This is a genomic window from Adlercreutzia wanghongyangiae, assembly GCF_035989245.1.
GTDB classification, from domain to species: Bacteria; Actinomycetota; Coriobacteriia; order Coriobacteriales; family Eggerthellaceae; genus Adlercreutzia; species Adlercreutzia wanghongyangiae.
On record NZ_JAYMFF010000011.1, the window covers coordinates 51820 to 76077 of the forward strand.

General features: G+C 64.6%; 10 protein-coding genes (1 of these 10 only partly in view). 3 read left to right on the plus strand and 7 right to left on the minus strand.

What is annotated here, in order from left to right:
• Both VIN30_RS06440 and nhaA read right to left on the minus strand, forming a co-directional pair.
• Nucleotides 1-13681: the start of an InlB B-repeat-containing protein gene (locus VIN30_RS06440; RefSeq protein WP_338210186.1), read on the minus strand. 21122 nt of this gene lie to the left of the window's left edge; the window shows 13681 of its 34803 coding nt (coding positions 1-13681); the start codon lies at nucleotides 13679-13681; its stop codon lies beyond the left edge, outside the window.
• A 434-nt stretch (nucleotides 13682-14115) separates the two neighbouring features.
• On the minus strand, nucleotides 14116-15729 hold the full coding sequence (gene nhaA, locus VIN30_RS06445) for a Na+/H+ antiporter NhaA (protein ID WP_326424455.1): 1614 nt from the start codon (nucleotides 15727-15729) through the stop codon (nucleotides 14116-14118).
• A 237-nt stretch (nucleotides 15730-15966) separates the two neighbouring features.
• Here nhaA and hpf point away from each other — a divergent pair, with 237 nt between their 5' ends.
• Complete coding sequence (gene hpf / locus VIN30_RS06450; protein WP_338210189.1) at nucleotides 15967-16551, plus strand: ribosome hibernation-promoting factor, HPF/YfiA family; 585 nt, start codon at nucleotides 15967-15969, stop codon at nucleotides 16549-16551.
• A gap of 3 nt (nucleotides 16552-16554) precedes the next feature.
• The gene (locus tag VIN30_RS06455) at nucleotides 16555-16773 is read left to right on the plus strand and encodes an acyl carrier protein (protein ID WP_016309287.1); all 219 of its coding nucleotides are present in this window, start codon (nucleotides 16555-16557) and stop codon (nucleotides 16771-16773) included.
• Between the two features lie 168 nt (nucleotides 16774-16941).
• Here VIN30_RS06455 and VIN30_RS06460 read toward each other — a convergent pair whose 3' ends face one another.
• Nucleotides 16942-18321, minus strand: coding sequence for a bifunctional folylpolyglutamate synthase/dihydrofolate synthase (locus VIN30_RS06460; protein ID WP_338210193.1), 1380 nt, complete (start codon nucleotides 18319-18321; stop codon nucleotides 16942-16944).
• A gap of 344 nt (nucleotides 18322-18665) precedes the next feature.
• Here VIN30_RS06460 and VIN30_RS06465 point away from each other — a divergent pair, with 344 nt between their 5' ends.
• The gene (locus tag VIN30_RS06465; protein ID WP_338210195.1) at nucleotides 18666-19589 is read left to right on the plus strand and encodes a magnesium transporter CorA family protein; all 924 of its coding nucleotides are present in this window, start codon (nucleotides 18666-18668) and stop codon (nucleotides 19587-19589) included.
• Nucleotides 19590-19842: 253 nt separating this feature from the next.
• Here VIN30_RS06465 and VIN30_RS06470 read toward each other — a convergent pair whose 3' ends face one another.
• From VIN30_RS06470 to VIN30_RS06485, 4 genes are all read right to left on the minus strand, one after another.
• A complete protein-coding gene (locus VIN30_RS06470; protein ID WP_338210197.1) occupies nucleotides 19843-20403 on the minus strand; it encodes a uracil-DNA glycosylase in 561 nt (186 codons plus the stop codon).
• 188 nt (nucleotides 20404-20591) lie between these two features.
• Nucleotides 20592-21818: an alanine racemase gene (gene alr / locus VIN30_RS06475; protein ID WP_420915322.1), complete on the minus strand. Its 1227-nt coding sequence runs from the start codon at nucleotides 21816-21818 to the stop codon at nucleotides 20592-20594.
• A gap of 346 nt (nucleotides 21819-22164) precedes the next feature.
• The gene (locus tag VIN30_RS06480) at nucleotides 22165-22698 is read right to left on the minus strand and encodes a MogA/MoaB family molybdenum cofactor biosynthesis protein (protein WP_326424461.1); all 534 of its coding nucleotides are present in this window, start codon (nucleotides 22696-22698) and stop codon (nucleotides 22165-22167) included.
• A gap of 8 nt (nucleotides 22699-22706) precedes the next feature.
• A complete protein-coding gene (locus tag VIN30_RS06485; protein ID WP_338210201.1) occupies nucleotides 22707-23963 on the minus strand; it encodes a molybdopterin molybdotransferase MoeA in 1257 nt (418 codons plus the stop codon).
• Nucleotides 23964-24258 lie beyond the last annotated feature (295 nt).

Genomic DNA, 24258 nt, shown 5'->3' on the forward strand with positions numbered 1-24258 from the left:
ACACCTGGGTGGTGCTCGGCTTGAACTTCGCCACGAACACGGTGTCGGCGTACAGGGTGTCGGCGCCGGCGGCATCGGAGCCGCCATCGTCGGCCGCCACGGTGTTCAGGTTCGCCACGGTGTCCTGATCGCTTAAGGCATTGGGGATATTCTCCAGCTTCTGCTCGGTCACCGTGCCGTCCTCGGCGGTCTTCTGCACGTACCAGCCATCGAACGCCCAGCCGGGCAGCACCCAAGCCGTGGCACCCGTCACCTTGTCGGTGGCCGTGGCGTCCATCTCGGCGTTGGTGATCTCGGTCTTGCGCTCGTCGTCCACCGTGAAGTAGCCGCCCTCATCGATGCGATAGGTAATGGTGTAGCGGGGCTTGTCCACCTCGTCTTTGCCGTCATCCAAATCGCCGTCGCCCTCCACCGAGCCGCCGCCCGAGCCCACCGAGGCCACCACGTTGGACAACGTGGCATCATGTTTCGTCAGATGATCGGTGGAAGGCGGCATGTCGGCCGGGTAGCGCAGGTTCACGCGCTTGCCGTCGGTATCGCGCAGAATGTCGTAGCTGCCCGGCGACCCCGTGGCCAGCTTCGGCGTGTCGGTCAGCTCGAAGCCCTGGCGGCCCGTATCGTCGGTCAGGCGCACCGTCACCGTCATGTCGGCGGTGTGGTAGGTGGGGTTGTTCAGGTTGTGCACGGTCAGCTGAGCCGTGTCGCCGTCGGAACGCGGTCGTCCCGTCAGCAGCGTGGAGGGATCGAGGCCCGTGAAGTTGAAGGAGATCTGCGGGTCGTCGTAGTGGTTGTCGTTGGCGCGCGTGTAATCGCCCAGGTGATTGTAGAAGCGCGTATAGTTGTACACGCGGCTGCCGAACTGGTTGCGGTTGATCATGAACTGGTCAGCCGGATCGGCCGGGCGAATGGTGTACAGCGTGCGCTCGTGGGCCGTGGTATAGCCGTTCACCCAGCGGCCGCCCATGTCGTTGGAGTAGGCCCACACGTTGTGGTCGGCGTCGCCGCCGCCGGGCACCGTGTACTGCAGATAGCCGTGCATAGGCGCCGACACGGCGAACCAATCGGCCAGCACCGTGGAGCCGCGATGGGGCAGCGTGTCGGCCGTGCCGTTGGCGGCGGTGTTCTCACTCGTCAGGTAGTCCTCGGTCTCCAGCTCACCGGTCATCTGGGTGATCACGCGAATGGTTACGTACTCGCCCGGATCGAAGGTGCGCTGCTCCTTGGGCGTCAGCTCGCCCTTATCGTCCCACTTGTTCTCGCCCACGCGGAACAGCAGCACGCGATTCTCGTCGTAGGCCTCCACGGTGTTGCCGGCACCGTCGGTCACGTTAGACAGGTCGGTCTGCTGGGGCGCCTCGCGCAGCTGGCTGCGGTCCAGGTTGCCGATCATGGCCACCACCGGGTGATCGGTGGTGTTGTCGGCCACCCAGTTACCGTCGCCGCCCTTCTTCTTCGACACTTCCCAGCCCACGATGCGCTGGCCCTTCTGCACGCGGAACATGGCGTCCACGTGCTCCAACGCCAGGTCGTTGTCGGACCCGGCCGCCGTCGACTTGTTGCCCACGCGCAGGGTATATTCCACGTAGTCGCCCGGGTACAGGGCGCCGTCGGGAATGCCCCAGTCCTTGGCTGTGGAATCGGTGCTGTAGGACACCGGCGCGCCGATGTCGGTGTCGGAATTATCGTAGCCGAACACGGTGGCGGCGTTCCCGTTCACCGTAACGGCCTTGCCGCGCACCATGGAGGTTTCCATCTGAGCCAGGCGATGACGCAAGGTGTTGCCCGCCGTGGGGTCGTGGCGCAGGCCGCTCACGTAGGCGCTGCTGTTCAGCGGCGCGCGGTTCGGGTCCTTCGACTGCACGTCGGTAATGGCCAGGTTCTCGTTCCAGGTGTAGGGCGAATAGGCCATGCCCGTCTTGTTGCCCGTGGGCGTGGCGTACTCGTTCCAGTTGCCGGCCGCCAGATCGGTGGCCGTGGTGGCCGTGGCCGACACGAAGTCTTCCAGGGTGCGGTCGGCGTACACGCCGTCGTAGGCAAAAGCGTAGTTGTAGGCGTTGCCGCGCACACCGGTGGGGTCGCCCGACAGGAACTGGTTGGAGTCCAGCATGGTGTCCTGGCGGCGGCGGTTCGCGTTGGGCGAATCGTACTCGATGGACAACGTGGAAATGCGCGTGTTCACATAGGTGCGGTTCACCGTGGCGATGTCGGCGGCGAAGCCGGGAATCAGGTTGGTGGCCGACACAGCCGTGTAGGTGGAGGGGCGAATGCCCTCAGCCCCATCGGTGGCGGCGAACAGGCGGAACTGCTCGCGCAGATAGGCCTCGATGTCGATGGAGTAGCAGCCGGCATAGGTGCCATCGGTCAGGCGGTCCTTCGACACGATGCCGCGGTCCTTCAGCTGCTGCCAGGTAAGGTAGTCGCCCGGATGCAGGCCGTTCTGGATGAGCCACGCCTTCTTGTCGGCGTCGTAGATCAGCTTGATCTGCACCGAGCCGTAGGTGAAGGTGAACGACTTCACACGCAGCCAGTCGGTGTTGTCGTCGGCGGTCAGCACCGGCTTGTTCCCCGCACCCAAAACCGGGTTACCCTCGGCATCCACCTGGGCTTTCTTAGTCCATTCAGGCGTATCGGGCAGAAGCTCGGAGGGAATGTACACCTTCTGCATGCGGAAGTTCGCGTTGGTGGTAGCCGTCAGCGTGGCATGGTTGATATGCGAGGCGCGCAGACGGTTCTCCTGGTTGGTGGGCGTACCGTCGGCGTAGTTCTGGAAGCGGGCCTCGAACGAGCTGGACGCCGGCGTAAGGTTGTCGCCCGCCGCGAAGTAGGGCATGTTGCCCACGCTGGAGTTGTCGTGCTCGCGCTGCAAGCTGAAGTGGTAGCCGAAGGGAATGAGGTAGCCCATCAGGTAGGCCGAATCGGTGTCCACGTACTGGCTGTTGTAGCTGGCATTGCCGTTCAGCGTGCCGAACCACTGGCCGTTCGGGTCGGGGGTGAGACTGTCGGGATTGCCGAAGCCGTGGCCCGTACCCTCGGCCACGTCACTCTTGTAGCGGCGGGTGAACACGCGGGAATAGTTCGTGGAATCGTCCAGCGTGGTGGCCTTCTGGTTCAGGAAGGTGTAGGGGCGGCCGTACACCTGCACGTCGATGTCACCGAAGTTCTTGTTGTACTCGGCGCCGCGATGGCGGCCCACCTCCTGAGCGTAGTCGCCCTCGCCGCCGAAGTTGCGCATCACGATGTCGTAGCTGACCACGAACTCGTTCTCGCTCAACGACAGCGTGGCCACCGGGTCGCCCGCATTCAGGGCGTTCTGAATCTGGATGGCCTTATCCTCGTTCGGGCGCTCGAAGTACACGTAGGCGTGCTTCCCCGACGCCAGGTTCATGGCATCGCGCTTGATGACGGCATAGCGCTCGGTGGTGCTGCCGTCAGCGGCATATTTGCGCAGGCGGAATTTAATGTAGGACACGCGGCTGAACACATCGTCGCCGCCCTTGTTCACCAGGCACAGGCCCGTAGATAAGAAGCCGTAGTATTCCAGATCGGGGTCGGGCTGGCACACCGGCATATCGTCGCGCAGCACGATCTCATCCGAGAAGCTCACCTTGCCGTTCCAGTTGTTCCAATCCCAGCTGCCGTAGCGGCGCTGCAGCGAAACCGAGTAGTACTGGTCGCTGGCGAACTTGATCTCGGTGTAACCGTTGAAGCCGGCGATGCCGTCGCGGCCGTTCTCCCAACCGCCCAAATGTCCCTTGCGGGTGTAGGCGCCCGTCTCGATCACGTTGGCACGGGCCGACGTGCGCAGATGGCGCATCTTGTTGGGCTGATGGGAGTGGCCGTTGTAGCCCGTCGGCACGTAGTCCTGATACGAGAACACCGAGCGGAAGGCGTTGCCGGCGTTGCGCAGGCCGTCGTCGTAGCGCACCACGGCCTTGTGCCCCGTGCGCTCGGCGCCGTTGCCCGTGTCGCCGCCCAAGGTCATGCGCACCTCGGTGGTGGAGTACACCTCCGACTTCACCTGGTAGAAGCGGCCCGTCACCTCGAAAGCATCGTTGTTCAGCGTGTTGTACTGGAACCAAGTGCCGAAGTCGGTCTGGCGGGCATGGGCCTTGGTGGCATCGGTGTACTGGGGCTGGTTGATGGCCACGCGGTAGACAATCTGCGTCACCCGGTCGGCCAGCGCCGGGTCTCCCCCGTTCTCGTACCCCGTAAAGGGATCTTTGTAGAAGTTCTTCTCGTCGGCGGAGAAATCGGCCACGTGCTTGCCGGAGCCGTCCTTCGCCAGCAGGTTTAGACGCAGGTACTTCTTGTCATCGGTGCCCGTGGCCACCGAGTTCAGACCCGCGGCATCCAGGGCGGCCTTGTCCACCGTGAAGCTGGAACCATCGCCGTACTTCACCGTGATGGAGCGCATGTAGGGCAGCGCCTGGGCGCGCACGCGCACGTAATAGGCGTCGAAGGCGTTGTGGTCCAGGTTCTGGATGAACTCCACTTCGGCCGCGGAGTTGTAGGTGCGCCCGTCGATGGTGTGGTAGCGATTGGTGTACAGATCGTCGGCGGGGTCGTTGTAGTACTGGGCCCACCGCTGCTCGTAGTGGCAGTCGCTCTCGATGTCGATGCCGTTGTTCTGGCGCAGATCCAAGGTGTAGGAGCCCAGGGCCTTGTAGCCGATTTCCAGATGGTTGTCACGCTCGGTGCCTCCCCAGCCCCAATAGGAGTTGTAGTAGTTGTGGTTGGCATCGGTGGTGTACACCCACTGCTCGAAGCGATCACCGGTGATGTTGCCCATGTTGTTGTAGCCCACACGGGTATTGGCGTCGAAGTACATCTTTGACATCAGCACCTCGGCGTTGTCGTGACGCGTGGTGCGGTAGTAGTAGCCGTCATCGCGCAGGGCGTGCTCGCGGATGTTGTTCAGATACACCGTGGTGGTACCGTCCAGCACCGTGTAGTGAGTGCCCAAAGCGCGGTCGCTGTAGCCCTCGAAGCCCACGGTTTGAGCCCCCGAGGCCACGCCGCTGTACTTCATGTCGCGCCAGTCGTACAGCGTCAGGTTCTTCAGGTTGTCGATGCCCAGGTAGATGAGGTTTTCCTCGGTGAGCACGAAGTTGCCGTCGTCGCCCACGGGGAAGAAGTCGGGGCCGGAAGCCGTGGGATGGGTGGCCGGCGGCTGGATCATCACTGGATTGCCGTTCTCGTCCAGCACCGGGTTGCCGTCCTCGTCCTTTTCCTCCACCTTGGGCGGCAGCGCGGCCGTCAGGCGGTCGATGGCCTTATCCGATTTCTTGAAGCCCACCAGCTCGTCGTTCAGGTACACGGGCCACAACGTGGCCTTCAGGCTGGTAGCCGTATCGGCATCGCGGGCGCCGTACAGCTGCAGCCGGCCCACGTTCTCCCACTGGGCCAGGTAGGCTGCGGCGATGGTGATCTTGGTGGTGTGGAAGCCCGTCCAAGCCGAGCCCGTGGGCGTCACGCTGTCGGGCCCCTGCACGATACCCGTCTCGTAGCCCAGGCCCAGGTTCAGCGACACGTCGGCGCCGTCGATGTAGGACACCGCATCGGTGTTCCACAGCTGGGCCCACACGGTGAAGTCGCGGTCGTAGGGCACGGCCATGGTTTCGGCCGACCCGTCGGAGTTATTGGTGTTCGGATAACTGCCCGTGCCCAGATCGACGTACTTCTCGTGCACGCGAATGTCCAGGTAGGGACGCGGGGTGTTCAGCGAAGCCGTGCGCGAGCTCACATCCTGGCCGTAGCGGCCGGTGTTGCCGGGCGACGCGGGAATGGCGCCCGTCTGGGCCGCCGTCATGGTGGCGTTCAGCAGCACGGTGTTGTTGTAGTTGTTCCACCAGTCCGACTTGCCGCGGAACTGGGCCTTCAGCACCTTGCCCTCGTAGGACGGATCGATGGTGTCGTATTCCACCACCACCTTGCGCAGATACTTCTCCTTGGAAGTGGCGAACACGCCGGCGGTCACATCGAAGATGAAGGGGTCGCCGTCGGCCGCCTGGTAGGTGCGCAGGTTCTTCAGCAGATCGTCCAGCGTGATGACAATCGGATCTTCCACCGCACCCGTTACCGGGCTCTGGAAGTAGAACTTGATCTCCTTCAGGGCGCTGGTGCCAGCGGCGGCGCCGTGGCGCTGCAGGCCGAGCTCCAGCAAGTCGGCGCCCAAGGTGAAGGTACGCGTCTTGAAACCGAAGTTGCCCGGGCTGGGTGCCGTGGCATCCAGCTTGTTGCTCACCTGGGCCAAATCGTAGGTGATGCGGTTCGTGTCGGAGCGGGAATCGGTGGCGTTTCTCGCCTCGAAGTTATAGCCCACGCCGTCGGCGTAGTGAGCCACCTGCACCGGGGTGCCTGTCACATCGTTGGCGCTCACGGGACGCTCGGCCGCTGGCTTGAAGGCCGTTCCACTCGTGGACCAGTCGAACCAGCCAATATAGTTGCGCACCGTGTAGTTCCGCGTGATGGTGTTCGTGCCATCGGGCCTGTTGTAGCGATTGTCCAAGGGGCCGAACACGCCATTGCCGCGCGTGTAGCGATACTGGTACATGTTGTCGGCAGGCTCGTTGTGCAATCCGTAGCGATCGCTCCACGACCAGGGGCCGTAATCGTTCATCCAACTACCATGGGTCTCCATCATGCCGTACACATAGGCCACCAGCGTGCGATCGCCCGTCACGTAGCCGTTGAACAGCGTATAGCGCAGACGCACCGTCTTGGCCGAAGCCACGGCGTTGCCGTCGGGATCGGTGCCGTGCAGGGGCAGGTGCAGAACGCCATCGACATCGATGAAGGGCACCAAATCGTCCATGGTGAAGCGATGGCGCGTCACGCCGTCGGCCTCTATGATGTCGATGCCCTCGATATCGCCCGAGGTGTGATGCCAGGCATTGGGCGTCGCCGGGTCGTCGGCCGACGACTGGCTAAAGCCTCCGATAACCAGATCGGTGCCCATAAAGCCGTCCACATCGCGGTAGGGGCTCTGAGCCACATTGGATGCAGACTGCTCGTTCACCGACAGGTCGTAGTACACATTTGAAGCCGAGCTTTCCGCATCGTTGGTCAGGGTGTAGCGGAACCAGGCCTTCTCGTGGTCGGGGTTCTCGCCCCAGCGGTACGGCGTAGGAGTGGCCGATTGATAGGGATACTGATGGGCGCTTGCCGCCTTGAACGTCTCCTGCACGCCGGAGTTGTAGTTGGCGCCGTCCTTCGACCAGCCCGCCGTCACCGTGATGGCGGGGTTGATGGTGGTGGCGCTCAGCGTGGCCTTATTCTCGTGCTTCTTGTCCTTCGAGTTCGTCGCCGTCTGGTCGCCCTCGTGACGAGTGACGAGGGTGCCCTTCACCGTCACGTTGGTCAGCTCGGACGGAGCGCCGTACAACAGCACATAGGCGTCCTCGGCCGGCTTGGCGGCGGCCGTCACACTGGCCTCGAAGCGGTCGAAGTCCACCTCCACGCGCTGGAAGTACTCATCGTTCCACAGGCTGGCGGGCAGCATCACCGAGCCCACGGTGTCGGCGCCGTACTGAGCGGCCTCGGCCGAGCCGGCCTTCACGCGATAGCGCTCCAAGTCAGCCGCCGTCAGCACCACCGGCGCCGCAACGTCCAAGGCGTACAGGCGCACCTCGGTCACCTGGGCCACATCGAACAGACGCGGGCCCAGCACCACTTTCTCGGTTTGGAAACCGCGCTTCTCCACCACGGCGTTGCCCGCGCTGTCGGTAGTGCTCACGCGGTTCACGGGCACATCGCCCACCGTGAAGGTACCCGGCTGCAGGATAGAGGTGGAATTGTTGTTCAAGCGGAAGAAATAACCCGAGCGCTTCACCAGCAGGGGCGCGGTCTGGGTGCCGCCGTTGCCCGAGAACATGCTCGACTTACCGCGATCGAAGGCATAGGCGTCCACCACGGGGTTGCCGTTCTGGGGCAGCAGGATGGCCTGGCAAGGCGAGCCGGGCACCGTGGCGCCGGTCAGGTCGGTGCCCACGGAATGCACTTCCATGCCCTCGTCCCCGTACTGCGATTCCAGCATGCCCGTCACCGTCAGCTTGCTGGCCAGCCAGGTGGTAGTGCCGTAGATGCGCACCAGCGCGCCCGAACCTGCCGGCGAGCCGGCGGCCACGTTGTTCTTGAAATAGTCGAACTTCACCTCGATGGTGCTGAAGTAGTTCTTGCCCCACATATCCGGCGTCAGCACCGCGTTGCCGTCGGCATCCAGCAACGATGCCACGTTCTTGATGCTGTAGGTCTGCGGCGCATCGTTGGCATCCAGGGCGGTCACGATAATCTCGGTCACCGTGCCCGTGGCCGGGTCAGCATCGGTGCGCTTGGTGTTGTCGAACAGCGCCTTGGAAAGGGTCACCTGCGAGGTCTCGAAGCCGCGACGCACGCCCGGATCGGTGTCGGTGGCGCCGTAGCGCTCCAGGGGCATCTCGCTGGTGATGAAATGACCCGGCTGCAGCGGCGTGGGGCTGCTGTTGCCCAGATGGAAGGCGAAGCCCGACGTGGGGGCGCCCAAAGCCGAAGCGCGTCCCTGGTTCCAGCTGCCGTAGGTGCAGCTGCCGCCGGGCGTGCCCGTGAAGCCGGCGGCGTACACCACGGGCTTGGCCGGGTTCACGTTCAGCGACGCATGGGACTTGCTGGACAGCTGGGTGCTCACACCGTCATAGGCGGTGGAGAACGTGCCTTCCACCTTGTACGTGCCCGTGTAAGTGGTGTGGCCCAGCAGCGCCACGAAGCAACCGCCGTTCGGAGCCGGGGCGCTCACGGCGCCGTCGAAGATGTCGAAGTCGATGGACACCGAGCGCGCATAGGCCGCGCCCAGGCGGCTGCGCAGGGCATCCTGGGGAATGACGATGCTGCCGGCCGGCACGTTCACGCCGTGGGCCTCGGGGGCGGCCACCGCATAGCGCTGCAAGTCGGCCAGCGTGAACGTCTGCTTGGCGTTCTCGGGGTAATAGGTGCCCGGCGACGAGGCGCTGCCCGAGGGGTTCGGGTCGATGTAGTTCACCGTGACGCTCTTGATATCGGAGTTGTCCAGCAGGTCCTTCGACAGCACGATGTACTTTGTCTCGTAGCCGCGCAGCATGTAGCGGTTGTTCGCCGCGTCCTTCTTCTTGTCCACATAGGGAATGGCCGTGGTGGTGAAGGTGCCCGGCTCCAACCGCGAGGTGGAGGTGTTCGAAAGATGGAACGCGAAGCCCGAGCGAATCTGGCCCATGGGGGCGTCCACCACGCCGTCGCGGGCGCCCCAGGTGATGGTGCCGTCGTCGCGGCGGTCGTAGGGGTAGGCATCCACCCGCGGGGCCACGGCGCTCTCGGGCAGCAGGTTTGCCGAGGAGGCGTCGGAGGTGTACTTCGCCGTGGAGTAGTAGCCGCCCTGGTCGCCGATGGGCACCACCCACTGCTTGCGGCCGAAATCGGTCTTAATAGTATTAGTAAAGCGGCCGCCCGAGCCGTCGGAGGCCGGGGCGCGCATAATGCCCGAAATGGTGATATCCAGGGGCAGCGTGCTGTTCTTCGCCAGCTCCTTGGCCAGCGGGAAGCGCATGTTGCCCGTCCACACGAAACCGGTGGAGCCGGTCACCGTGCTGTTGCGGGGCTTGGCCTTCACGCCCTGGGCCTCCAGCAAGCTGGCGATGCCGTCGGCCGAGGTGACGCCGCCCACCCGATAAATGTCGTAATCGGCGTCGTTCGGGTCGGGGCCCACCAACACCGGGGCCGTGCTCAAGTTCACCCAGCTGGTGGGCGCGGTGGCCGAGGCGGCCGAGCGCACCTCGAACTGCACGCCGTTGGCCGTGTAGGGCTTGCCGTCGGCATCGGTACCCTGCAGGAAGATGTAATCGTCCAGGTCGTTCAGAATCTCCCGCTCGGTGCCGTCGGGCAGCTTCAGCACCTGCTTCACGCGCTTCATGCGGAACTCGATGTTCACCAGCTCGTAGTTGCTGGGCATGTCGTCGTTGATAACGGCGCCGTAGGGCAAGGTGAGGTCGTTGCCCGACACCGGCATGTTGCCCGTGGCCTTAATGTCCTGGATGCGGTACTTCGACAGATAGCCCAAGCGATCGCGCGCATCGGAGCGGCCGTCGCGGTAGGTGCTCGACAAGCGGTCGAAGGCGGTCTTGGTGTGCTGCAGGCCGTTTTTCGCCTCGGAGAACGAGTCGCTGTTGGAAAGCGTCTTCGACCACGAGTAGTCCTCGTCGTAATGGGCTTTCTTGCCGAAGTAGGCCACCGAGTTGGTGTCCAGCGAAACATTGGGATACACCTTCACGCCGTTCATGGTGAAGGGGGTGAAGTTGTTGGTGTAGGGCAACGCCAGCAGGAACACGCGGTTGTTGGGTGCGTTGGGGTTGCCATCGGTTTTGGGCACCAGGGTGCCGCCCTGGTCGCGGGTGACCACGAAGGTAATCTGGGCATCCATGCCGCCGGTCTGATAGCTGATAGGCCGCATGAGCGGGTTGCCGCTGTTATCGGTCAGCGCCATGAAGGTGTCGATGTTCGAGAACTTGTCCAGGTCAAGCTCGTCCCAGATGACGTCGTCCAAGGCCGTTACATCGTAGATGAGCACACCGCCCTCGTTCGGCTTGCCCTGTAGGCGGTAGGGTTTGCCAGTTTTGTCGTCGATGGCGCCGGGGTTTTCCTGATGAACGGAGGGCACCGCACGGCCGTCTTCCGTCCAGGCCATAATCTCCTCGGGCCGCATGCCACCGCCGCCGTAGCTCTCGCCGGTCATGCGGAAGGTGTAGCCCAAGTCGTCGATGACGGTATCGGCATCGGCCGACAGGTTCTTGGTCTCGATGCGGTACACCATGTAGTTGTACTTGTCCCACATGGCCGGCGACCACTTGTTGGTCACCGTGGTGGTCCATTCAAGGTTCGTCTTGATGAAGGTGATGGTACGGGCCTGGGTGGCGCCGTCATCCATGTTGCCGGGCTCCACGTCCTTGCGGCACGCATACTCGGTGGACATGTCGTTGTACACGTAGTTCGAGCCGCCCACCTGCACCGAGGCGCCGGTGTTCTCGGGAATCTCACCGATGAACTTCACCTGGAACTCGGGGCGCTTGAAGTTCAGGCCCATCTCGCCGCGGCCGTTGGAGCCACGGTAGCTCAGCGTGAAGGTGCCGGTGAAGCCGTCGGGATAGTAGGCGCTGTTGTTCCAGTTCTGGGCCGTGATGCGACGGTTGCGGTCGTCGACGATGTCCCACTCCTTGAAGATGTTGGAGTCGGGCACCAGCACCAGGCGCATCGAGTTGTAGTTGCCCACCGGCCCGTTCACGGGATTGCTCATGTACTGGCGGCGGATTTCCTCGTAGGTGTAGGCCGACATGATGGCGCCGGTGGCCTGCTCCTTATATAAGTAGGGAATGGTCACCTTGAACGAGGTCTTCTGCAGCATGCTGCCCACCCAGCCCTGCTGGAAGCCGAAGGTCATGTTCAGGTTCATGCGGGTGAGGTCGGTGGACTTCACCAGATAGGCCAGCTCGCCCTTCGATGTGTCGGCACCGGGCACCAGCTCGTTTTCCGACAGCAGCAGCGGATGGGGGTTGATGACGCTGTCGGGCGACACATTCGAGCGCGGTGTGGCGTACAGCGGCATGGCGGCAAACAGGCGCGCCTCGGGCGCGAGGGCGGCGGCATCGTCGGCTGCGGCATCCTGCGCGGCATCGGCATCGGCATCGGTGCCGTCGGCATCGTCGCCATCAGCGTCCTCGTCGCCGTCACCCTCGCCGTCACCATCATCATCGGAGTCGGAGCCGTTAGGCTCGGCGGGCGTGGCGGGGGCCGCACTCCCACTCACGGGAATGAAGCGGCTCTTCAGATTCACCACGTTGGCGTGGTACACGCTGGCGCCCTCTTCCTGGGCCAGGGCCTGCAGGCGCAAATCGGCACGTACCTCGGCGTAGGTCACCGGTGCTTCGGGGTTTTCCTCGGTGGGGCCGGCCTCCACCACCAGCGCGCCCTCGTCGTAGGGCACCGCCACATACAGCTTGCGAGTGCTGCCCGGTTTGATAACGCCCTCATCGCCCTCGCAGCGCACACTGATGGTGCCGTCGGGCACCACGGTGTAGCTGAGCGGAGCCAAATCCAGCGCCTCCAGCGTGGCAGGGTCAGCCGGGTCCAGGGAGGCCACCTGCTCGTCGGAAAGGTCGGTCACATCCAGCACCACAGCGCCGCCCATGCCGGGCACGCCGACGAACTCGTGGTCGGCCAAGGTATTCACATCGGTGATCACCGCGCCCTCGTCGTCCTGGTTGACCACCCAGCCCTCGGGAGCCTCTTCGCCGTCGGTGGCCACGCGGTAGGCAGCCAGCTCGGACAGCGGCACGCCGCCCTTGTCCTGCCAGTCGGCGGGCCACGCGGCCGTCAGCATGAACGAAGTGGCCGGCTCAGAATCGGCAGGCACCGTGAAGGCCGCCAGGGTCTTGTTCCAGCCGCGGCCGCGGCCGTCCATCTGGGGCATCTGGGGCGTGCCCACGGTGCGGGCATCCAACGTGGCGCCGGTGGCCCCGGCGCTGTTCGCCACGGTGATAGATCCGATGGCGCTGCGCAGCACGCGGGCCGTGGACACCTTCGGTTTACCGGTGGCCGGGTTAACCGCCGCCGTCGTATAGCTGTGGAACTCGTAGCCGAAGCGCACGGCCGCCGAGGCGCCCTCGGGCACCGAGCCTGCGAATCCCAGCGAGAACGACGGAGCCAGGGCATCGGCCGCCAGCTGCAGGTTGCCGTCGGCTCCCTCGTAGCGCAGCACCACGTGACCGCTCACGCCCGCCTGCAAATCTTCTTGGCTCATCCGGCGATAGGCGCCGGCATGCTCCTGCCACACCGACCACTGGGCCGGCACATCGTCGGCGAACAACGCCACGCGGGGCGCCTTCTGCTGGGCCTCGTCGTCGGGCAGGTTCGCCAGCGCGCGCTCGATGAGGGCGGCGGCATCGTCGGCGGTATCCGGGTCGTCGGCCTCCAGCTGGGCTAAGGCCGTCTGGGCGCGCCATTCCTCTTCCGAAAGCGTGCCCTCCACCGCGTCGCCCACCGCGTACAGGTAGGGCAGCTCCAAGGTCAGCACCACGGGGTCGTTCGCGTCGGTGCCGCCGATATGGCCGCCGGCCAGGGTAAGGCCCAGGTTGCCCAGATCGTAGCGCACGCGCAGCTTGCGATCCTGCAGCTGGTAGCCCACCGTGCTGTTCAGGGGCGCACCCCATGCCACCAGCGCCGGGCTGATGCGGGAGGCGATGTCGTCGGGATCGGAGAAGTCCTCGGCCGCGCCGGGCAGCACCTGGTCGGCGGAGGTCAGGCCCTCGGGCGCCAAGCCCGAAAGGTCGCTGGAGGCCAGCTGCTTGCGAGCGGCATCCCAGGGCGAGGCGGCCGCCTCGTCGGCCGTATCGGCCGCGTCGGACGAGGGATCATCGGCCGCGTTCGCAGTATCGGCGTCGTCGCCGGTAGGCTCAGGCGACTCGCCGGCCTCGCCGTACAGGGCACGCTCGCCCAAGGGCAGCGGCGCGCTGGGGGACGCGGGGGCCGCCTGGGCATCGGTGATCAACGGGCTGAGGCTGGTGGTGTCGAACATGGTAACGGCCAGCAGCACCGCCATAACGGCGGACACCACCCGCACCCAGCGCTTCGTGCGGAACGAGGGCAGCACAGCCGTCGTCTCGGATCCGGAGGCGGCAGGTGTCATAGGCCCTGACACCCCCCCCCCGTGAGCGATTTTCCTCGATGGCCAACGTATGATCGGTCGTCCGTTTATCCATGGTTGATCCCCAGATTCAATCCTTCGTTTATGCTTCGTCGAGCCCCCGTGCACCGGCTTTCGCGCGTGTCATTCCCCACCTTTTTCGCAGGTGGGCACACGAAAATACGGCATAGGTGCCCAATCCTGTTCATTTTAGAACGATTAAGGGCCAACTTCAACAAAACGGTTTCAGTTCATCAACCGTTCCATGGCGACAAAAATAAGGGTTTGACCAGGTAAAATATCGGTATTAGATGAAAATTTGACCAAAAAATGCAAAGTTGACACTTTGTTGACAAAAGAAAAAGGACACGAAATCGTGCCCTTTTCCCTGATCGTTAAGGTAATTAATGGAACCCGCGATGCCGCGGTCCAATGCCCTACGGACGCGTACCCGTCACATCCTCGGCCTCGGCCGCCTCAGCCTCGTCGACCATCGCGCGGGCCGTCTCGTGCAGCACGAACTCGGCCACGCCGCCCTCGGCCTCAAGCACCTCGCGCACATCGTCGACCAGTTCCTCGTCGCCTAAGCCCAGCACCACGTTGTCGGCGCGGTCGGCCGCCTCCTCGCCGGCCGTCTGGCGCACCACTTCGTCCAGCGACGCCGACACGTAGGAGATGCCCTGACGCTCGGCGGCCTTCGCCTGCATGAACAGGAACAAGAAGCCCACCACGCCGGCCAGAAGCGAGGCCGACAAGATGCCGATCTTCGCATCGGCTACCAGCACCGCATCGGGGAAGGCCAGATTCGCCACGAAGATGGCCATGGTGAAGCCCACGCCGCCCAAGATGCCCGCGCCCAGCATGTGCACCCAGTTCACATGATCGGGCAGGCTGGCAATTCTGAGTTTCACCGTCAGGAAGCTGAACAGCATGATGCCGATGGGCTTGCCCAGAAGCAGGCCGAAGAACACACCGAAGAACACCGGGCTGGACACCATGGCCAGCACGTCGCCGCCCAAGAAGCTCACGTCGGCGTTGGTCAGCGCGAACAGGGGCAGCACGGCGAAGTACACCCACGGGTACAGCATATGCTCCAGGCGCGTGGCCGGGGGCACCACCTGGCGCGCCACGCTGGACAGGCGCGTCACCGTGAACATGTAGCCCTTCTGCAGCACCACGGGCTCGGTTTCCACATAGGCATCGCGGGCCTCGCGCACCCGATCGCCCGACCAGGTCATGAACTTCTGCAGGTCGACCCGCGAGCCGGTGGGAATGGTGAAGGCCAGAAGCACGCCGGCGATGGTGGAGTGCACGCCCGACATGAACACCGCGAACCATAACAGGCAGCCGATGAGCATATAGGGGGCCAGCGAGTACACATGGGCCCGGTTCAGCAGCACCAGCACCACCAGAATGACCGCCGCCACGGCCAGCCACATAAGCGAGGGGCTCTGACCGTAGAAGATGGCGATGACCAGGATGGCGATGATGTCATCGGCCACAGCCAGCGTGGACAAAAACACGCGCACGCCGTTGGGCACGCGGTTGCCGAGCAGCGCCATAATGCCCAAGGCAAAGGCGATGTCGGTGGCCGTGGGCACGCCCCAACCATGGGAGGTCTCGGGATTGCCCGCGTTGAACAGCGAGTAGATGACGATGGGGGCCAGCACGCCGCCGACGGCCGCGATGATGGGCAGCGCCGCCTGGCGGATGTTCGTTAACTCGCCCACGGTCATCTCGTACTTGATTTCCAAGCCCACCAGAAGGAAGAACACGGCCATGAAGATGTCGTTGATGATGTGGGCCAGCGACATCTCGCCGATAAAGCCGCCTACGCCCACCACCACGTGGGTATGCCAGAATTCCTCGAAGGGCTCGAAGGCCGGGGAGTTCGCGACGATGAGCGCCACGATGGCCGCCGCCAGCATGATGCCGGCCGCTTTCGTGGACGAACTGGTGAACTGAACCACCTTCAGCCAGCGGCGCTGATGGCCCTGCACTTCATCGATGAAGATATGATGGGGATCGGGATTCTTCGCTGTGGGCTGCATGCCTGCTTCCTCGCTTCTCTACGCTCGTGCCTCTTCTTCGCTTAGATAAAAAACCGTTATCTTGCAGCGCTAAATTACCCAATGAATATTAGCAGAATTGCGTTATGCTTGTTTCTCATGTTGATGAGTGGACATGCACGCTACATTAAACTGGTTCCGGGAAACCGGCCGTGCCGTAGCCTGCGGCCGCACCCATTGGCATGTTGTTGTAAGTCCCGAGTTAAAGAGGTGGAAATCATGACGATCACCGTGTCCGGACGCAAAATGCCCGTCACCGACGCCCTTCGTCAATACGCCGAGGAGAAGGTGGGCAACGCCATCAAGGCCGTGGACGCCGACACCGTTTCCACGGAAGTTGTCCTGTATACCGAGAAGAACCCGGCCAACCCGCTGCCGGCCATCTGCGAGGTGACCGTGCGCATCAAGGGTCACATCGTGCGCGTGGAGGAAAGCGAAGAGGACATGTACGCCGCCATCGACGTGGCCGCCGCCAAGGTCGCCCGTCAGCTGCGCAAGTACAAGACCCGCGTGCTGGACAAGAAGGTGCGCGCCACCGAGCGCATCGTCGATTTCGCCCATGAGGATGCCCGTCCCGAGAGCGACCTCGATCTGGATCGTCTGATGGACGAACTGGCTGATGACGAGATCGTGCGCCGCAAGGAGACCGAGTTCACGCCCATGACCGAAGAAGAGGCGCTCATCCAGATCGACCTTCTGGGTCACGACTTTTTCGCGTACACTGATCGCGACACCAACCTGGTGCACATCCTGTACCGCCGCGAGGACGGCGGCTACGGTCTGCTCACGCAAAAGGAGGATTAGTTCATGGCCACTATCGACACCATCGCCGGCGTTCTCGAGAGCAACCTCGACATCGACCCCGCCACCGTCACCCCCGAGGCGACCTTCGAGTCGCTCGGCATCGACTCCCTGGACATGGTGGAGCTCATCTGCGATCTGGAGGAGGCCTGCGAGGTCGACTTCGGCGAGCCCGAGGGCCTCGTCACCGTGGGCGATCTGGTTGCCTACATCGACTCCCTGTAAGTCGCCCGCCGTATAACGGCACCTGCAAAGGCCCCGCAACTCCGGTTGCGGGGCCTTTTTTCTTCCAGAGCTGGCGGGCGGCCTGAAGCGGCATCCTCCGTAGGGCAAGGGCTCTGCCCTTGCCGCCCTCTGGCCGCGGGGCTTTTCCTTACCCAGGCCGCCCGCCTCTCATGCCCGCAAATCGCCGATGGCGTACAGGGTGCCGAAGGCCACGGCAACGCCATCGGGGCCGGCGGCGGTGCGAGCGGCGGCGAAGGCATCGGCCGGGCTCGCGCACGCTTGCACCGGCACGGCATCGGCGCGATCTGCGTTGGCGAGTTCCGCGCGTATGCATGCGGCCAGCTCGGCGGCGGGAAGGGACCGCGGGTTCGCCGGTGCGTACACGTGGAAACTGGCAGCCCAGGGGGCGACAGCGCGCACCATGGCCGGATAGTCCTTATCGGCCAGCACACCCAAGGCGAAGTGCACGGTGCCCCGCCCCGGGGCCCCAAGCAGATCGGCAAGCGAGTCGGCCAGGGCCTCGGCACCCTGGGGGTTGTGCCCCCCGTCCACGATGGCAAGAGGCGACGTTCCCACCACTTCGAAGCGCCCGGGCCACCGAGCCGTGGCGATGCCGACGGCTTCAGCGTCGTCCGAGATATCCCACCCGCGCTCGCGCAGCACACGTGCCACCTCCAAAGCGAGTGCCGCGTTATAGGGCTGATAGCTGCCCAAAAGCTGCGTCTCGAAGGCACGCCCCCGGTAGGCGAACCGACGCCGGAGGGGCACGGCGGGACCGTCTCCCCCTTCGCCCGGCTCAGCACCACGAACGCCCTCGCCTTCGACCTCGCCGGCCCCCCGCTCGGCCCCCAGCACCAGCGGCTCCACCGCAAGCTGCGCGAAGTCGGGCACCGTAAGCGCGCACCCCTGCGCCTCGGCGGCAGCGCGCACCACGGCCATGGCCTCGGGCTCCTGGGGCCAGCTGACCACCGGCGCACCCGCCTTCACGATGCCGGCCTTCTCCCCCCCCACCGCGGCCAGGGTATCGCCCAGAAGATCGGTGTGATCGAGCCCGATGCGGCAGACAACGCTCGCCTCGGGCGCATCGATGACGTTCGTGGCGTCCAGCCGGCCCCCGAGACCCACCTCCAGCACCACGATGTCGCACGCGCTGGCACGGAAGTGCTCGAAGGCCACGGCGGCCATCAGCTCGAACTCGGTGGGATGGTCGCCCGACGCCGCCTCCACGGCCTCGGCATGGGGCCGCACGATCTCCACCGCGCGCGCCAGCTCATCGGCGGTAATGTTCGCGCCGTTCACCCGGATGCGCTCCTCGAAGCAGAACACGAAAGGGCTCGTGAACAGCCCCACGCGAAAGCCCGCAGCTTGCAGCATGCCAGCCAAATACGCGCAGGTCGACCCCTTCCCGTTGGTGCCCGCCACATGCACGAAGCGCAGGCTGTCCTGAGGGCGTCCCATGCGCTCCAGCAAGTCGACCATACGGTCGAGCCCCAGACGCGACGCCTGCCAACGCGGTGTGTTAATCCACGCCACCGGATCGAATACCATGCCGTGCTCCTTTCCCTCGCCCGCACACCCGCAAGCTGCTCCCATCGTGCGTCGACCACGCGCGTGCGGCCGCCGACAGCCCGGTCGCGAACCCGCAGACGCAGCTCCTCGCGCCGCAGCTCCCGATCGCATTGCCGCGAGCGCAGGGCCGCAAGCCCGCACGCCGCCGCATCGCGCCCCCCGCCCGCATTACCACAGACGCAGGGGTCATAGGTCTGCATACCACCACGCCGTCACCGGAGACGGCGAGCCACAAGTAAGTGACAGATGATGCCACGAAAAACCTTAGCGCACGGCTCATTCTATACTGGGTGGGCAGAGAAGGGCGCCGAGAGGAGGAACCGATGGCAACCGTTTACGAGCTGAACCGCCCCCACCCCCTGGACGCGCCCAGCACGAGCGACGCGCCCCGGCCGCCACTCGTGAAGGTCATCACGTCCCACGAGTTCAGCCAGCTGCCCAACATCTCCCAAGAGGGGCGCAGCGGCCTTGCGGCCCTGGAGCCGGCGGAGATGAACTTCGTGGAGCTGTACCCCGCCTTCCTCATCGGGTCGTTCGCCGTGCCCGACAAGTCCGACCCCACAGACGACCCCGACCGGCTTTCCTTCTACCTGGACGCCGACCGGCTCATCTTCATCGACGACGGTGCGGTGACCACCGACCTCCTGCAGAAGGTGGCCGCAAGCGGCATCCTCACCAAGGGCACCACCTCGCATTGCCTGTACGCCCTCATGAAGGCGCTCATCGCCGACGACTTCACCTGGTTTTCCGTGATGGAGGATTCCATGGAGGCCGTGGAGGAGGCCATGCTCGACCACAGCGAGGCCGTCTCGTCGCAGACCATCATGAACTACCGGCGCGCCGCCATGCGCATGGGCTCGTACTACCAGCAGATCGCGGTGATGGCCGACCTCATCGCCGACAACGAGAACAAGGTGATGAGCCGGGAGGAGGCCCGCGCCTTCAGCCACATCGCGGCCCACGCGAACCACCTGGCGAACCGCGCCGAGACCCTGCGCGAGTACAGCCTGCAGCTGCGCGAGCTGCACCAGACGCAGATCGACCTGAAGCAGAACTCCACCATGCAGATTCTCACCATCGTCACCGTGATGTTCGCGCCGCTGACGCTGGTCACCGGCTGGTTCGGCATGAACCTCACCGTGCTGCCCGGGCTCGACTGGCCCTATATGGCGGTCACCATCATCACGCTTGCCCTGATCATGATCGTGGTGATGGTGCTGTTCTTCAAGCGGAAGAGATGGCTTTAAACCTCGCCGCGCAAACGCAACTGCGTCACAGACCCGCCGCCGCACTCACACCCCCGTCGCCCGTCCGCAGCAACAGCTTGCAAGCAACAAGGCCCGGGCAAATGTGGCTGGTCGAAAATCCGCCTCGATTTCCCGATTTCCACCGTTTTTCCCTTCCCAAACATGGAAATCCGGAAATCGCGCCCTATTTTTCGTCCAAAAAGGTGGAGAACCGGAAATCGAGGCGGATTTTCGCACAAGAAATCGCGCGTCCTCAGCCACGCAGCAGTTCGCCCAGGGTGGTGAAGTCGTTCTCTAGGGCCTCGCGCTTGCTGCCGTCGTACAGCGCGGCGGCCGGATGGAAGATGGGGAACACCTTGAAGCGACCGGCCCGTTGCAGCGTGCCGTGCAGGCGGGTGATGCCCACGTCGGTCTTCAGGATGAACTTTGTGGCGAAGTTGCCCAGCGTGACGATGAACTCCGGATCGATGGTGCGCGTCTGCTCGCGCAGAAACGGCGTGCAGGCCTGGATTTCCTCGGGACGCGGGTCGCGGTTCGAAGGCGGCCGGCACTTCAGCACGTTGGCGATGAACACCTCGTCGCGCGTGAGGCCCGCAATGGCCAGAAGCTCGTTCAGATACTTGCCCGCGGCCCCCACGAAGGGCTCGCCTTGGGCGTCCTCGTTCTTACCCGGCGCCTCCCCCACGATGAGCACCCGCGCGTTGGGGTCGCCCACGCCGAATACCGTCTGCGTACGCCCGTCGCACAGCGGGCACTGCCGGCACGCGGCCACCTGCGCCCGCAGCTCGTCGAGGGGGATGTGGGGTCTTTCCATCCTGAGTCCTTCCTTCTTTTCCTTCCGCTTTCCCAAACGGGCCGTAAGCCGGCCCCGATCAGGGGGCCGTCATCGTTTGGCGGCAAGGGCAGAGCCCTTGCCCTACGCGGGGGCCAGCCTCCGCAAGAGCGCCCTCCGCCGAGCGACGTTGCCCCGCCGTCGGCCGGCACCCTTCGCCAGTGCCAACGCTAAATATAAATTCGAGGCATCCGAGAGCAGCCGAACCCAATGGCCACTTCGTGCTGGATGGTGCCCAGCGTTTCGGCCATCTGGTCGATGGTGACCGCCGCCTCGCCCTGCTCGCCCACGATAACCACCTCGTCGCCGATCTGCGGGTCGAAGTCGTGGCGCTGGCGCAGGTTCACCTCGAACATGCACTGGTCCATGCAGATGTTGCCCACCTGGTGGAAGCGGCGGCCGGCCAGCAGCACATCGGTACGGCCCGAAAGCCCGCGACGCAGACCGTCGGCATAGCCGATGGGCAGCGTGCACACCTTCACCGCACCGGGGCTGCGGTAGTGCAACCCGTAGCTGACGCCCTCGCCCACCGGCACCGTCTTCACCTCGGAGATGCGGGCCTTCACGGCCATGGCCGGCTTCAGGTCGATCAGCGGGTAGGCCTCGGGGCACGGGTAGAAGCCGTACAGCGCGATGCCGAGGCGCACCATGTCCAGCTGCACCTCGGGATAGCGAATGGCCGCCGCCGAGTTCGCCGCGTGCACGATGCCGGGATTGATGCCGGCCGCCCGCAGCGCGTTCACCGCCTCGGCGAAGCGCTTCACCTGGCGGTCGAAGTCGATGGTGCCAGGGCAGTCGGCCGTAGCGAAATGGGTGAACGTGCCCTGCATGTCCAGCGCCCGGTGGAACGATATCTGTCGCACGAATTCCACCACTTCGTCCCAACGCACGCCGATACGGTTCATGCCCGTGTTCACCTTCAGGTGGAATGGCGCCATCAGACCGAAGGCATCGGCGGCCTCGGCGTAGCGGATGGCGAACTCGGCCGTGTACACGCTGGGCATGATCTTGTAGGCCAGAAGCAGCGGAATAGCGCTGGCGGGCGGCTCGCCCAGGATGAGCACCGGCGCGTTCACATAGGCCTCGCGCAGGGCGATGGCCTCGTCAACCGTGGCTACGCCCAGATATTCCGCCCCCGAGTTCAGGGCCGTTTTGGCCACCTGCACGGCACCGTGGCCGTAGGCGTCGGCCTTCACCACGGCCATCAGCCGGCAGCCCGGCTGCAGGCCGCGCTTCACGGTGGAGGCGTTGTGGCGGATGGCGTTCAGATCGATTTCCACCCACGACCAGCGGCGGTCCACCTCGGGAATGCGCGCGAGCTTTTCGGGGTCGAACTGCGGAGCCGCACCGGCAGGGGTGCCGGCTTCGGCGAACTGCAGAATGCTGGGAGAGGCCATGCGGCTGGCACCGGCACGCTGAGACGGGCCGCCAACCGACGCCGGCGCCCAGCCGGTCGCCAGGGATGCATCGCGCTTGCGAGCCGTGAAGGGCGTGTCGTCGTAGCGGGAGCTGCGCATCGCATCGCCCGCCGACACGAAATTCGGGTCGCGATGCGAGAAACCCGTGAAGCCGTTGGGGAGTTCTGCCATGAAACGCCACCTCGAAATTCGCACTTAACGCCTACATCATCAGGCTCTAGTATAGCGCTTGTTGACCCCGTCGATGCGGGCGAGGCCGCCATCTTCACGGCATAGGGCGTGACGGCACGACAAGGGCCGGGCGCTTTGTCGCGCGTCCCGAACTTTACCCGAGCTCGCCTCGGGCCGCAGCGGCGGCAAGCTTCTTCGAAAGATCCTTCTGCGTGTCGTGGCCTTCGCCGGCCATCATCTTCACGGCGTGCGGCAACGCCTCCACGATGCCCTCCCAGTTCTCGGTGGCCGCCTTGGTGGACCCGGGCAGGTTGATGATGAGCGTATGCCCGCGCTGAGCGCAGATGGCGCGCGACAGCATGGCGTAGGGGGTGATGGCCAGGCTGTGCACGCGCATGGCCTCGGCGATGCCGGGCACCTCGCGATCGGCCACGTCGCGGGTGGCCTCGGGCGTCACGTCGCGCAGCGAAAGCCCGCTGCCGCCGCAGGTGAGCACCACATCGGCATCGGTGTGGTCGCACGCGTCGATAAGCGCACCGGCAATAAAGGGGCGCTCGTCCATTTCCACGACGCGGCGGATGCACTCCCAACCCTGCTCGGCGATGAGCTCTTCCAGCTTCTGACCAGCTTCGTCGGTTTCCAGCGTGCGCGTGTCGGAGCAGGTGATGATAGCGAACTTGATGGTCATGATTCTCCTTACAGGCAAACTTCCTCGGGCACATCCAGCAGAATGCAGTCTACCACGCTTCCGGCAGGCTGGGGCTCGGTGCCGTCGGGCATGACGGCCATGCAGTTGGTCTTCTGGATGGGGCCGAATAGCCCCGAGCTCTGGTTCTTGGCCGGCGTCACCTCGTAGGTGCCGTCGGATGCGCGGGTAAGGTTCGCGCGCAGGAAGATACGACGTGGATCGCGGTTCTTCTCGTCGGCAGTGAGGCGAGCGCGCACCACGGGATGATCCATGAACGTGTAGCCCTGCATGGTGCGCAACGCCGGGCGAATGAGCATCTGGAAGCCCACGTAAGCCGCCGCTGGGTTACCCGGCAATCCAAACACCGGCGTGCCATTCACGATGCCGAAGGTCTGGGCTTTGCCGGGGCGCATGCTCACCGTGGTCATCATCAGCTCGCCCAGCTCGGCTACGACGGGCTTGATGAAGTCGTAGTCACCGTTGGCGGCACCGCCGGTGGTCACGACGAAATCGTAATCGCGAGCCGCCGCGGCCACGGCGTCGCGCAGCGCCTCGAAGGTGTCCTCCACAATGGGCAGCATGTGGGCCTCAGCACCGGCCTCGCGGGCGCAGGCGGCCATGGCATAGCTGTTCGAGTTGCGAATCTTGCCAGGACCGGGCACCTCGGATGCCGGCACCAGTTCGCTGCCCGTGGCGATAATGGCCACGCGAGGACGGCGGCACACCGGCACCTCCAGCACCCCACAACCGGCCAAAAAGCCCACACCGGCAGCGCTTATCACCTCACCGGCGCGCACGATCACTTCCCCGGCCCGAGCTTCCTCACCGGCAGGACGCACGTTGGCACCCGCCTTGGCGGGAGCGGTAAACGACACCAGCGAGCCGGTCTTCCCATCGCCTTCCACCACGCCCACGATCTCGTACTTCACCACAGCGTCGGCATCGGCGGGCAGACAGGCGCCGGTCATAATGCGCACGCACTCGCCCGGCCCGATCACGCCGTCGAACACGTCGCCGGCGCCGATCTCGGCAACGACGCGCAGGGTTGCGGGGGCGTCCTCGGCCGCCGCGGCTATCTCAGCGGCCCGCAGGGCGAACCCGTCCATAGCGGAATGGGCGAAGGGCGCCACATCGATGTCGCTTGTCAGATCGGCCGCCACGGGCCGCCCCACCGCCTCCAGCAACGGCACCGTCTCCACCTCGGTAGGCGCCACGGCTCCGCACACGAGCGCGCGGGCCTCCTCCAGCGAAATCATCTCTTTCACAGAATCGATCCTTCCCTTCCCGCTCCGCAGCCGCACAGCCGTACCGCGTAGCCAGAATCCCGCTATCGCCGTTTCACTGAGCATATTATAACTGTTTGAGAATAACCATAGAGCGAAGTCGGCACTCCCCTCCCGATGGAACGCGCGGCGCCATCGCAATGCGGGTCGACGAACCACCCGAAATTTGCATAGGATCGCGATTTATTAGCGTCTCGGAGAGGACTTCGCGATCTCGATTCAAAACTAGGCCTCAAGAGCAAGGCTGTGATCAGGCACTTTCCGAAACTCATTCCAA